Genomic DNA, 12,460 nt, shown 5'->3' with positions numbered 1-12,460 from the left:
GATGGTGGTGCTGCTGCCGACGGGGAGGGTGCCGCCGGTGCAGGTGAGGGTGCCCGTGGTGATGGCGCAGCCCGCTGTGGTGGTGGCCGCGTTGGTGAGCCCCGCCGGGATGGTGTCGGTCACCGTCCAGCCCGACGAGGCGCTCGGTCCGTTGTTGGTCACCGTGATGGTGTACGAGACCGCGCCGCCCGCCGTCACGGACGCCGGACCCGTCTTCGTCAGGGCGAGATCCGCGCTGATCGTCGTGACCGTCGTCGTGGTGGTGTCGGTGTTGTTGTCGGGGTTGGGGTCGGGGTCGTCGCCGGTGACCGTCGCCGTGTTGGCGATGGACGTCGCTCCGGCCGCCGCCGTACCCGTCAGCGTGATCGTGGTGCTGTCACCGGCCGTCAGGGCGCCGCCGGTGCAGGTGAGGGTGCCCGCGGTGATGGCGCAGCCCGCCGTGGTGGTCGCCGCGTCGGCGAGCCCCGCCGGGATCGTGTCGGTCACGGTCCAGCCGGTGGAGTCGTCCGGCCCGTTGTTCGCCACCGTGATCGTGTAGGTGATGTCCCCGCCCGCCGTCACGGACGCCGGACCCGTCTTCGTCAGCGCCAGGTCCGCTTCCGGCGCGACGAACGGGATGGTGACCGTGTTGCTGGTGTCCCGGGCCAGCTCGCCGTCCGGAGCCGTACCCGCCGCCTGCGCCGTGTCGGTGACGCTGCCCGCCGTCACATCGGCCGCGGTGGTCGTGTACGTGGCGGAGCAGTTGACCGTCTGGCCGGGGGAGAGCGGACTGGTGGGGCAGGTGACCACCGGGGTGCCGGGGCCGTTGTCGGTCACCTGGAGGTTGGTGAGCGTGACCTGCCCGTTGTTGGTCACCTGGAAGACGTAGTTGATGGTCTGCCCGGCCGCGCTGAACTCGCTCTGGTCGGCGGACTTGGTGATCGTCAGCGAGCGCAGCGGAATGCTGACCTCGTTACTGGTCCCGCTGACCTGGTTCCCGTTGACCGTGCCGGTCACGGACGCCGTGTCCGTGATCGTCCCGGCCGTCGCATCGGCCGCCGTCGCCGTGTACATGGCGGTACAGGTCATCGACGTGCCCGCGGCCAGCGTGGTCGAGGGACAGGAGACGGCCGGGCTGCCCGGACCGGTGTCGGTGACCGTGATCCCGTTGAGCGCGGCGGAGGCGGTGTTGGTCACCACGAACTGGTACGTGATCACCTCACCGGCCGTGAAGCTCTCCGCGTCCGCCGACTTCACGATCGTCGGCGACCCCGGCACGGTGACGATCAGTGTGGCGGGCCCCGGCGGGTCGACCCCCGTCACGGTCACGTCCGCGGGCTCGTTCACATAGGTGCCCGGGGTGGTGGACGTGACGTCGACGGTGAACGTACAGGACTGTGTACCGGCGGCCAGGACACCGCCGGACAGCCCCACCACACCGGTGCCGGCCACCGCCGTGAGCGAGGCGGACCCGCAGGTCGTGGCCGCGTTCGGGACGGCCGCCACGGTCACACCGGAGGGCAGGGTGTCGGAGAAGGCGAAGCCGTTCTTCTCCGCCAGCTCGGAGGTGTTGGTGATGGTGAACGTCAGGGTCGAGACGCCGCCCTGCGGCACCGACGCCGGGCTGAAGCCCTTGTCGAGCTGGGGCGTGACGTCCAGGATCCGGATGTTGTCGTACGCGTGGTCGTTGCCCAGCCCGCTGCCGTTGGCGTTCGTCATCTTCACCCCGACGGCCGGGCCGGTGAAGAGCACGGAGGTGTCGGACGCGAACGAGCCCGCCTGGATGGGACGTGGCCCCACGTTGTAGACGCTGGAGCGCGGGTCGGTACAGGGGTTGATCGCCTGGTCGCTGGCCGGGATGTCCGGCCCCGAGCCGGTGAGGAAGAAGTTCAGCAGGGGCGCCGACACATTGCAGTTCACCGCCGCCACATCGACCGAGAAGGTGATGAACCGGTTCGAGGTGACCAGCGGTACCGGGTTGATCGTCTGGATCTCGACCTTGTTCGCCCCCGGGTTCGCCCCGTCCGTGTACGCGGAGACGGCGTGGTTGGTCCCGGGTGTCGCCGAGCCCGCCACCTGGCCCAGCACATTGGCCATGAACTTCAGCTCGGCCATCGCGGTGGCGTTCTGGTTCTGGCAGGCGGCGTTGTTCGCCCCGGACTGGTCCAGGATGATCCCGTTGCAGCGGGCCGCGTTGATCCACTCGGGTGCCGCCGTGTACTTGGCGTTGACCGGCGGCGCGCCCGTGTAGGCGCTGAGCAGGATCGGTGTCTGGCCGGTGCCGTTCTCGAAGTTCTCGGAGTAGGCCACGGTCGGGCCCTGCGCCAGGCCGGGGGAGCCGGGGGCCTCGGCGGCGCGGGCACCGCCCGCCAGGGGAAGGACGGTGCCCAGGGCCACCAGCTGGGCCCCGAGGACGAGGCCGGTGGAGAAGAGGGCACCGCGGCGGCGCCCCCTGTGGGGAGAACCATGCATGTCGACATGTGCTCCTTGGTCGGGTTCATGGCCCCCCAAGGGCCCACAAGTACCCCACCTGGCGCCTGACGCCGTGAACAGGCGAGGCCAGCGCGGTGAAGCTCACTCAAGGGGTGTCCGTGTGATCAGCCATCCGGAGCACACCCCGGCCCGGCACCGGACCGCCCCGGCCGCCCTCCGGCCCCGGGAACGCGGCCCTCCGCACCGTACTGTCCACTGGGTCGGCTGGTCACCGGCCCGGGGACACCGGCCGGGGGGACGGACCGCCAACCGGGCGGGCCGTGCGGGCCGGTGCGGCATGGCGAGGGGCCGGTGGCGCGATGCCCGGGGATGCTGGGGGCCGAGCCAGGCGGGAGAGACGGTGGACGGTCCCAGCGCCCGACGTGATGTCTCCGGTGAGCCGGGGGTCATCGGTATCGCGCTCGGGGCCGTGCTGGCGGCCACCTTCGCCCAGGGTTCGTGGCAGTGGTTCGCCGCCTATATCGGGGTGACCTTGCTCGCGGTGGTGTTCTCCCTGTACCGGCTGCCGGTGTGGACCCCGGGCCTGCGATCCGCGTACGTACGGAATCTGACGGCGTACTCGCTGGTCGTGGGCCTGTGTGTGGCGATCGTCCTGGCTCCCGCGCTCCAGCGCTGGGCGTGGCTGTTCCCGGTGCCCGCGACCCGGGAGCGGTGTTCCGCGCTGGGCGCGTACGAGAGCCTGCGGACCGAGGCGGCACTGGCCGGCCTGGCCGGCCGTGACAGCGCCGCCCTGGCCCGCGCGCAGGACGTCCAGCGCCATGACGCCGTCGCCGACTGCCTGTCGGCGACCACGACCCTGTGGCTGCCGCTCTACGCGGCCGTGGTGGCGGTCCTGGTGGCGGTGGGCGCGTGGCTCCGGGCCCGGGCCCGGAGCGCGGCCGCACCCGGGGATCGAGGAGCCGCCTCTCCCCGGCGATGGTGGCCTGGACGGCCCGTCCGTCCTCGTCCGCCAGGATCCGCTGATCCGTCATGACGCACCCCTGTGGCCGGTTCCTGAGCCGGTACGGGGGCGAGGGCGTGCCCGCCCCCGTACGGTCAGTCGGTGAAGCCGACGCCGCTGCCGTGCCGCCGCCGGTCGACGGAGAGGGTGAAGACGTCGGGGCGCCCGTAGTGGCCCGCGACATCCAGGTCCAGGGTCTCCTCGTAGCGGCGGCCCACATCGAGGGTGGCGGTGATGATCCGGGCCTCGCCGTGGACGGGTGCCACGATCCAGGCGCCGTCGGGGCCCACGACGGAGGAACCGCCGGTGAACAGCGGCCCGTCGGCCGGGGCGTCGGGGCCCACTCCGGCCCGGTAGGCGGCCAGCAGGTCGGCGGGGACATCGCCGGTGGACAGCACCAGACCCGCCGACACCACGAAGCAGCGGCCCTCCAGGGCGTAGGAGCGGGCGGCGATCACATGGCTCTCGGGCATGTCGGGCCAGGCGGCGACATGGATCTCCTCGTGCTGGGCGTGCAGGGCGTGCCGGGCCAGCGGGTGGAAGTGCTCCCAGCACACCAGCGACCCGACCCGGCCGGCCGGGGTGTCCACGACCCGCAGCCCGGCCCCGTCCCCGGCGGCCCAGACGATCCGTTCGGTGTGGGTGGGCGTCAGTTTGCGGTGGGTGTTGAGGGTGGTGCCGTCCGGGCCGATGGTCACCAGCGTGTTGTAGAGGGACCCGGAGGAGGGGGCGGCCCGTTCGTTGAGGCCCAGGACGACGGTCACCGCGTGCTCGCGGGCCGCGGCCCGGACCGGGGCGAGGGCGTCATCGCCCCCGGGGTCCAGGACCGGGCTCTGCTCCAGCAGCCGGGCGTGCCAGTGCCGCGCCTCGGCGTCCCGCCACCCCGCCAGCCCGAACACCCAGGCCGGGTAGCAGGTCAGCCAGGTCTCGGGGAAGACGACGAGCTGTGCGCCCGCCCGCGCGGCCTCGGCGATGTGCGCGGTGGCGCGGCGCAGTGACTCCTGAAGGTCGAGCAGGGCGGGCGGCTGCTGGACGATGGCGACGGTGGTGGTCATCAGCGCTCCCGCACCATGGGCGCGTACAGCGCGGGCCGCCGGTCCGCGTGGACGTCGTTGTGGTCGCTGATGGCCTTGGAGCGGGCCTCGGCGAGATCGAGGGTCGCGGTCAGGACCGCTTCCTCGCCCAGCCGCAGCGCCGTCGCGGGGTAGCCGTCGGCGTCGGTGATCACACTGCCGCCGAGCCACTGCTGCCCCCGTTCGGGACCGGCGCGGTCGGCGGCGGCGACGAACATCCGGTTGCCGGCGGCGGCGGCCTGGACGCGGACGATCTCGCCCGGCCGCTCGCCCTCGGGACGCGGGTACAGCGGCCAGTTCACCGGAGCGCACAGCAGCTCGGCGCCGTCCAGGGCCGCGAGCCGCACCCACTCGGGGAACTCCAGGTCGTAACAGACCATGAACCCGATCCGGCCGTAGGCGGTGTCCACGACCGGCGGCGGAGCGCCGCCGGGGGTGAAGCCCCAGGTCTTCTCGCCGTCCCACAGATGCGCCTTGCGGTAGGTGGCGCGCAGCCCGCCCGGGTCGACGAGGGCGGCCGCGTTGTAGAGGCGGCCGTCCCCGCCGAGTTCGGCGAAGCCGCCGACGATGACCAGGTCATGGCGGGCGGCGAGCTCCCGCCACTGGGTGAGCGTCGGCCCGTCCGGCGCCTCGGCCACGGACCGCAGTTCGTGGGCGTCGGTGAAGACATAGCCGGTGCTGGCCAGCTCGGGCAGGACCACGATGTGCGCGCCGCGCCCGGCCGCCTCCTCGACGGCGGCGCGGATCCGGCGCTGGTTGCCCGCCCCGTCGCCGATCTGGGGGGCGATCTGGCAGACCGCGACGGTGACCTCACCGCCCGGCCGCCGGTCCGTGGTGTGTGGGGTGGTCATCGGAGCGCTCCCTCCAGTTCGGCCTCGCTCGCCGCGCGGGCGGTGGCCTCCGCCTCATGGTCGAGGGTGCGGGAGAAGAGCAGATAGAGCACGCCGGAGACGGTCAGGCCGACGACGAAGGAGAAGTCGGCGCCGCCCAGCGCCTTCGCGACGGGCCCGGTGTAGAAGCTCGTCGAGAAGAAGGGGATCATCGCGGCGAACCCGATGACGTAGGCGGTCACGCCCCGCCACGCCCAGCGTCCGTAGATGCCGTCCGGCTTGAGGATCTCGGCGATGGCGTACTTCCCGCGGCGTACGAAGTAGAAGTCGACCAGGTTGACCGCGGTCCACGGGACGAGGAAGTACAGCATCATCAGGACGAAGTTGTTGAAGCTGCCGATGTAGTCGTCCGGGATCAGCAGGGCGACCACCAGGGAGATGAGGCCGACCACGGTGAGTCCGATGATCCGCAGCCGCACGGTGGGGCGCACCGAGCGGAAGCCGTCCAGGGCGCTGGCGCCGGTGAGCATCGCGCCGTAGGCGTTGACGCCCATGATGGAGATCAGCGCGAGCACCGAGGCCATCACCACGATCAGGCCGAAGCCGGGGAAGAGCAGATCGCCGACCTGGCGCAGCGCCAGGATCGGGTCGGGGTCGGGCAGATAGCTGGCGAGGATCGCGCCCAGCGACATCAGCCAGACGGCGGAGAACGCGGCCCCCGCGTACACCGCGGTGATCAGACCCCGCGCGGGCACGTTCGCCGGGAGGTAGCGGGTGTAGTCGGAGACGTAGACCGAGTAGCTGATGTTGTATCCGGCGGCCAGCGAGAACTGCACCAGGAAGGCGGTCAGGTCCCAGCCCGCCGTGGCCGCGGGCACATCGGCGGCGACGGGGGTGGAGCCGAAGTGCACGATCGCGACCACGGTGAGCACCGCGAAGACGACGACCAGCAGATACGTCAGCCAGCGCTGGACGAAGTGGAGCAGGTCATGGCCGACGACCGCGATCACGATGGACAGCGCGATCAGCACCGGGTACCAGAACAGCTCGCCGCCCGGCAGCAGCAGCCCCAGGCCCTGCTTGGCCAGGACCGTGTCGAAGACCAGGAAGCCCACGTAGACGAAGACGGTCGCCGCGAACGGGACCGTGGAGCCGCGGCTGCCGAACTGCGCCCGGGACTGGATCATCTGGGGCAGGCCCATCCGGGGGCCCTGGTTGGCGTGGAAGGCCATGAAGAACGTTCCTGCGCCGACGCCGAGGACGATGGCCAGCACGCTGTAGCCGACGCTCAGCCCCATGGAGGCGCCGACGAACCCGGCGACCATCGTCGGCAGGACGAAGTTGCCGGTGAACCAGAACGGTCCCTGGTGCCAGACCTTGCCGTGCCGCTCGGCGGCGGGCACATAGTCGATCGAGTGCTGTTCGATCGCCGAGTCGCGCTGGGTCGCGGTGTCCGAGGAGGTCATCGCCTTCCCCTATCGTTCGTGGGGTCGTACCGGCCGGCCGTCAGGCGCCGGCAGATGGTCGGGCGTCATCGCCGAGAGGATCTCGTACGCGGTGTGGGCGGCGGCGACGGCGGTGAGCTGCGCGTGGTCGTAGGCGGGGGCCACCTCGACCACATCGGCGCCCACCAGACGCGTCCCGCGCAGGGCGCGGATCATCGCCAGCAGCTCCCGGCTGGTCATCCCGCCCGCCTCGGGCGTCCCGGTGCCGGGAGCGTGCGCCGGGTCCAGGACATCGATGTCGATCGACAGGTACACGGGCCGGTCCCCGAGGCGGGCCAGCATCCGCTCGATCGCCCGGGCCGTGCCCTCGGCCTCGATCTCCGGGCTGGAGATCACGGCGAACCCCAGGCGTGCGTCGTCCCGCAGGTCCTGGCGTGAGTAGAGCGGGCCCCGGGTGCCCACGTGCAGGCTGGCGGTGAGGTCGATGAGCCCCTCCTCGGACGCGCGGCGGAAGGGGGTGCCGTGTGTGACGGGAGCGCCGAAGTAGGTGTCCCAGGTGTCCAGGTGGGCGTCGAAGTGGAGCACGGCCAGCGGGCCGTGCCGCCGCGCGGCGGCCCGCAGCAGCGGCAGGGCGATGGTGTGGTCGCCGCCGAGGGTCAGCAGCCGGGTGCCGTCCGCGCCCAGCGTCCGGGCGGCGGCCTCGATCTGGGCGACCGCCTCATCGAGGCTGAACGGGTTGGCGGCGATGTCGCCCGCGTCGGCGACCTGCTGCGCCGCGAAGGGTTCCACGTCCTGCGCCGGGTTGTAGGGCCGCAGCAGCCGGGACGCCTCCCGGATGTGCGCGGGCCCGAAGCGGGCACCGGGCCGGTAGCTCACCCCGCTGTCGAAGGGCACGCCCACGACGGCGATGTCCGCGCGCGGGACGTCCTCCAGCCGGGGCAGCCGCGCGAAGGTCGCGATCCCCGCGTAGCGGGGGCTCACACTCGCGTCCGGAGGGCCGACCGGGGCACTGGCCGGGGGAGGGCCAGGGGGCGGGTCCGGCGCGGGGCCCGGGGGGCCGGCCGGCGGCGGGGGTTCGACGGCGTTCATCGGAACCTCGGATCTGTACCAGAAGGGAAGTTACCTATACACACCAAAGAATGCTTATTAGGCAACTTGCATTCCGGGTAGTGTTTGCCCAGATCGACCACCCTGTCAAGGGTCGCCCGGACGTCGGACGAGTGACGCGAGGACGGCGCCGAACGAGTGACCCGAGGACTTCGATGAAAGCGCTGCACCCGACGCCCTCCGCCGATCCGGTCCGCGTCGGGGCCCGCCTGCGCGCCTCCCGCAAGGCCCAGGGCCTCACCATCGAGCAGGTCGCCGCCGCCACCGGCCTGACCCGGGGATTCCTCAGCCGCGTCGAACGGGACGAGACCTCACCCAGCGTCACCACCCTGGTCACCCTCTGCCAGGTCCTCTCGCTCCCCGTCGGCTCCCTCTTCGAAGGCGCCGACACCGAGGTCGTCCGCCGCGACACCGCCCCCCGCCTCAACATGGGCGGCCACGGCGTCGAGGACCGCATGGTCACCCCCCGCGCCCAGGCGAAGATCCAGATCCTGCGGTCCCGGCTCGAACCCGGCGCCCACGGCGGTGACCAGCTGTACACGATCAACTGCGAGGTGGAAGTCCTCCATGTGATCAGCGGCCAGGTCTCCGTCCGCTTCACCGACCGCACCGAGACCCTCACCGCCGGGGACACCCTCACCTTCTCCGGCCGCGAACCCCACACCTGGCGCAACGCCGGGCCCGGCCCCGCCGACGTCACCTGGACCTTCGCCCCCGCCCCCTGGAGCGGCTCCCACTGACCCGCCCCGGGCCGCCTTGGGCCGCCTTGGCGGTCAGACCGCGCACCACCCCGCTCCGCCCCGTCCCCCCGCGCTCTCCCCACTCCGGGTGAAGACCGCCGCACCGGCGTGTGCCGGCCCGCCGGCGGGTGAGACTGCCCCTGCGCGGCCGAACGGCCGCCCCCCGAAGGCGAGGTCACCGTGTCCACGACGACACCCATCGCACTGACCGACTTCAGCCGCGACGAGTACGGCATCCACCAGGTATCCCCCGACTCCCTCCTCAACTACGGGCGCGCCCTGCTCATCATCGCCGGAGCCGACGGCGAGGTGGCACCCGAGGAGATGCGGTGGCTCCTGCACCACCAGCGCAAATTCGGCGTACCACCCGAGATCATCGCCCAGTACGAGACCTACGACTTCCGCCACGCCGACCTCGCCGAGGTCTTCCGCACCGTACGCGTGGACCACGACACCTGGCAGGGCGCCCGCCATCTGCTCTACCACGCGCTCCAGATGGCCTCCGCCGACGGCGTCCTGCACGACGCGGAGCGCGCCAAGGTCATCGAAGCCGCCCACCAGCTCGGCCTCACCGACGACATCACCCACGGCCTGATCGCCCTCGTGGAACTGGAACGCTCGGCGACCGCGCTGCGCCAGTCCCTCCTCGGACTGCCGCGGCCGACGGCTCCCTGACACCGGGCCCCCGGGTCCGGCGGCACGCGCTCCGCTCCGGCGGCGCTCCGCGCGGCGGACGGATGGTCAGGGGCCCGCGGCGGACGGATGGTCAGGGGCCCGTGGTCGACGGGCGGTCAGGGCCCGCGGCGGACGGAAACGGAGACGCCGCCGCCTGACGTCCCGGCACCCGGGCCACCGGACCCTACGATGTCCGCTACATTCCTCTATGTCAGGATGTGGATATCCGTGGATGCCGAGAACCGCCCGGTGGATCCCGCCTCCGCACACCCACCCGCCCGCGGCGGCGAAGGCTGGGAACCGACGGCCGCCGTGATCGCGGGCGGCGGAGCGCTGGCGGTCTGGGAGCCCGCCTTCACCCTCGGCGCGTACAGCGTGATCTTCTACTACCAGCTGCTGACCCTCTGGGCGGTCTCCACCGGCGTACTGGTCAGCGCCGTCCTGCTGAGGGAGCGTCAGCCACGGCACGGATGGCTGTACACGACCTGTCTGACGCTGCCCACCATCTGGCTCGTCCTCGCCGCCGCCCTGCCCGACCGGGCCGGGACCTCACGCGAACTCCTCTTCCTGGTGGGCGGCATCCTCAGCATCATCGGCACTCCGCTGCTGACCTGGCTGCTCCTGCGGATCCTGCTCTTCGGGGACTCCGAACTCTCCGCCGGTCAGCAGCGGAGGATCGTCGGCGCGATCATGGTCGTCGGGGTGCTCGCCTTCGTCCTCGGCAAGCTCAATGATGTCTTCCTGACCTGTGGCGACTTCAACATCAGCGGAAACAGCGTGCCGCAGGGGTGCCGGCCGGGGAACGCCTCCCCGCTCGGCTGACGCGCCCGCCCGGCGGCCGGAGCCGCCCACGCCCCGCACGGGAACCCGGACCACCGGACGGTGCACCCGGCCCCGCCCGCGCGCACCGGAGCGTGAGCGGCCGCGGGGCGGTCAGGCGATCCAGACCAGCAGACCGTGCCGCAGCCGGGCCGTGGCCCGGAAGAAGGCGGTGAGGTCCTGGTACGCCGCCGCCGCATCGTCCAGCCGGCCGCCGGGACCGGAACCGGCGTACGGATAGATCCCCGCGTCCGCCAGCTCCGCCACGGGTATCCGCTCGATCAGCCCCTCCGGGGTGATCGCCTCCATCGCCCGGACGGCGTCCCGCACCCGCCCCGGGGCGATCGTCCTCGGCGGTCCGTACCCCCAGTCCTCCGCGCCGGGGATGTCCTCCTCGCCATGCACCACGTTCACCCCGACCCCCCGGAGCTTCAGCAGATACTCCAGCGCGTGCCACATCTTCCCGGTGCTGTGCAGACGGCCCCCCGGGGCGGGTGTACCGTCCGCCGCGGCCGCGCCGAGGTGTTCCTCGACGAACTCCCAGGCCCACCGCGGATCCTGGACCGCCCGCTCCAACTCGGCGGGCGAAAGACGGGCGTACTCTCCGATCATGCTCATAGCCGGATCGTAGAAGCCGCCACTGACAACACCGCGTCTTGCCCGTGGCCGCCCCCGCCGCATACCGCTGCCGCCCCAGGGGGTCCCAGGGCGGCAGGCGGGTGAACGTCTCCCCGTGGCCCGCGCGGTGACCGCGCGGACGGTCCGTGCCCGCGGCGGAGGGCCGGGGGAGAGGTGACGACACTCCCTAGTACGGTCCGAAGACGTTGTCGATCGAGCCGTAGCGGTCGGCGGCGTAGTTGGCGGCGGCGACGATGTTGGCGACCGGGTCGAACGGGTCGTTCGCCGTCCCCGTCACCCAGTAGGCGCTGAACGTCGGGTCGATGACCTGGAGCAGCCCCTTCGACGGGGTGCCGTTGACGGCGTTGATGTCCCAGTTGTTGACGGCCAGCGGATCCCCGCTGGACTCCCGCATGATGTTGCGGTGCAGCCCCTCGTACGTACCGGGGATGTCGTGGAGCCGCATGACGTCGAGCGCCTCCAGGATCCATCCGTTCAGATCGTCGGGGTACGCGGTGGCGGAGGAGACGGCCGGGGCGGCCGCGGCCGTGCCGGGCACCAGGGCGAGCACCCCCGCCACGGCGGCGGAGGCCACGAGGCCACGGGTGAGGACTCGGCGGGCCGAGGCCCGGCGGTGTGCGCGCGGGCGGAGAACAGACATACCGGCACCCTTCGGGTAGGGAGAAGCCGCGCACGGGGAAGAGGGGAGAGCGGGAAACGCGGTAACGCGGGGGAGGGCGGACGGCGCGGAACGCGTCAGCGGAGAGCGGGAGTGCGAGCGAGGTGCGGTCCCGTGGCGGCGGGGTGCGCAGATTCTTAGGCGCGCCGGGAATCGCTGGCAATGCCCCCGGTGCTAGGCCGGGTAGTAGAGGAGCCGCGCCGGACGCGGGCGTGCCCCTGTGCCCGGGACCCCGCCCCGCGCGCCGCGACTACGAGTCCCCGTCGTATGTGATCTGCGCCCCACCAAGAACAGAACGGATGGAAAGGGAATATTCCGACAGGGGTTCCCCGCCGGAAAGCCCCGCCCCGCCCCGCGTCGCCGCCCCCCGGCAGCTCACCCCGCCACCTCGACAGTTCACCCCGTCCCCGCGCCGGACGGAGCCGCCGCACCGCCGCGCCGCGCCCGGTAGACCCGCTGTCGGCACGCCTGCGAACAGTACGTACGCCGCCGCCCGCGAGGCCCCGACACCACCGGCCCCCGGCAGCCAGGGCAGCCCACCGGCAATACGTCACCCGGCGCACCCTCCACCCGGATTTCGTCACCCCCCACCGGCCCCCCGCGCCCGGCGGCCCGGGCCGCGCCGACGAGATCACCACCGGGAACACGCCCGCGCGGAGTGCGCGCCGACAGCTCCGACTCCAGCACGGGGCAGCACCGCACGATGTCATCGTCCTCGCACCGCCGCAGATGACGCAGATACGCCAGCGCCGCCTCCAGCTCCCCGACCCGCCGCTCCAGCACCCCCATCTGCGCACCGATGGCGTCCCGCCAGGTATCGAGCGAGGCCCTGCCCGAGGTGACCACAGCCGCCTGGTCCAGCGGCATCCGCCCCACCACACAGCACAGATACGCCAGCCCCAGACGGCGCAGGTCCGCTTCGCCGTAGACCCGCCGGCCCCCCTCCCGGGCGGGCGGATCCAGCACGCCCCGCCGCTCCCACCACCGCACCGTCGACGGCGCGAGACCGAACAGCGCCGCCGCCTCACCGATCAGAACACCCCGTCGCATCCACCCAGTTGA

11 protein-coding genes and 1 pseudogene are annotated in these 12,460 nt (G+C 72.4%); 4 read left to right on the top strand and 8 right to left on the bottom strand.

Annotated elements, in window-relative coordinates:
• Positions 1-2,451, bottom strand: a pseudogene (locus ACFVIM_RS13345) (DUF11 domain-containing protein); the annotation flags it as partial.
• Positions 2,452-2,812: 361 nt separating this feature from the next.
• Here ACFVIM_RS13345 and ACFVIM_RS13340 point away from each other — a divergent pair.
• Positions 2,813-3,445: a hypothetical protein gene (locus ACFVIM_RS13340; RefSeq protein ID WP_384300825.1), complete on the top strand. Its 633-nt coding sequence runs from the start codon at positions 2,813-2,815 to the stop codon at positions 3,443-3,445.
• A gap of 62 nt (positions 3,446-3,507) precedes the next feature.
• On the opposite strand, the gene ACFVIM_RS13335 is transcribed toward ACFVIM_RS13340, so the two are convergent.
• Genes ACFVIM_RS13335 through speB form a run of 4 tightly spaced genes read right to left on the bottom strand, consistent with a single transcriptional unit; the run spans position 3,508 to position 7,849 of the window.
• A complete protein-coding gene (locus ACFVIM_RS13335; protein WP_384300824.1) occupies positions 3,508-4,467 on the bottom strand; it encodes a carbon-nitrogen hydrolase family protein in 960 nt (319 codons plus the stop codon).
• Positions 4,467-5,336, bottom strand: a complete 870-nt coding sequence (locus ACFVIM_RS13330) for a nitrilase family protein (RefSeq protein WP_384300823.1) — start codon at positions 5,334-5,336, stop codon at positions 4,467-4,469. The genes ACFVIM_RS13335 and ACFVIM_RS13330 overlap by 1 nt, the downstream gene beginning before the upstream one ends.
• Complete coding sequence (locus ACFVIM_RS13325; RefSeq protein ID WP_384300822.1) at positions 5,333-6,781, bottom strand: purine-cytosine permease family protein; 1,449 nt, start codon at positions 6,779-6,781, stop codon at positions 5,333-5,335. The genes ACFVIM_RS13330 and ACFVIM_RS13325 overlap by 4 nt, the downstream gene beginning before the upstream one ends.
• 9 nt (positions 6,782-6,790) lie before the next feature.
• Positions 6,791-7,849, bottom strand: a complete 1,059-nt coding sequence (gene speB, locus ACFVIM_RS13320) for an agmatinase (protein ID WP_384300821.1) — start codon at positions 7,847-7,849, stop codon at positions 6,791-6,793.
• A gap of 173 nt (positions 7,850-8,022) precedes the next feature.
• Here speB and ACFVIM_RS13315 point away from each other — a divergent pair, with 173 nt between their 5' ends.
• The 3 genes from ACFVIM_RS13315 to ACFVIM_RS13305 all read left to right on the top strand — a co-directional run bounded on the left by ACFVIM_RS13315 (position 8,023) and on the right by ACFVIM_RS13305 (position 10,104).
• Positions 8,023-8,607 (top strand): helix-turn-helix domain-containing protein, encoded by a 585-nt coding sequence (locus tag ACFVIM_RS13315; RefSeq protein ID WP_384300820.1) that lies wholly within the window; start codon positions 8,023-8,025, stop codon positions 8,605-8,607.
• 180 nt (positions 8,608-8,787) lie between these two features.
• The gene (locus ACFVIM_RS13310) at positions 8,788-9,282 is read left to right on the top strand and encodes a TerB family tellurite resistance protein (RefSeq protein ID WP_384300819.1); all 495 of its coding nucleotides are present in this window, start codon (positions 8,788-8,790) and stop codon (positions 9,280-9,282) included.
• 189 nt (positions 9,283-9,471) lie between these two features.
• Complete coding sequence (locus ACFVIM_RS13305; RefSeq protein ID WP_384300818.1) at positions 9,472-10,104, top strand: hypothetical protein; 633 nt, start codon at positions 9,472-9,474, stop codon at positions 10,102-10,104.
• Between the two features lie 111 nt (positions 10,105-10,215).
• On the opposite strand, the gene ACFVIM_RS13300 is transcribed toward ACFVIM_RS13305, so the two are convergent.
• The 3 genes from ACFVIM_RS13300 to ACFVIM_RS13290 all read right to left on the bottom strand — a co-directional run bounded on the left by ACFVIM_RS13300 (position 10,216) and on the right by ACFVIM_RS13290 (position 12,448).
• A complete protein-coding gene (locus ACFVIM_RS13300; RefSeq protein ID WP_384300817.1) occupies positions 10,216-10,719 on the bottom strand; it encodes a YfbM family protein in 504 nt (167 codons plus the stop codon).
• A gap of 187 nt (positions 10,720-10,906) precedes the next feature.
• Positions 10,907-11,380 (bottom strand): transglycosylase SLT domain-containing protein, encoded by a 474-nt coding sequence (locus tag ACFVIM_RS13295; protein ID WP_384300816.1) that lies wholly within the window; start codon positions 11,378-11,380, stop codon positions 10,907-10,909.
• A gap of 414 nt (positions 11,381-11,794) precedes the next feature.
• Positions 11,795-12,448 carry a MerR family transcriptional regulator gene (locus ACFVIM_RS13290; RefSeq protein WP_384300815.1) on the bottom strand — a complete coding sequence of 218 codons (654 nt, stop codon included), beginning with the start codon at positions 12,446-12,448 and terminating at the stop codon, positions 11,795-11,797.
• Between the last annotated feature and the right edge of the window lie 12 nt (positions 12,449-12,460).

The sequence above is a fragment of the Streptomyces sp. NPDC057638 genome, assembly GCF_042800315.1.
GTDB lineage: Bacteria > Actinomycetota > Actinomycetes > Streptomycetales > Streptomycetaceae > Streptomyces.
This window is presented reverse-complemented; position numbering and strand designations above follow the sequence as displayed.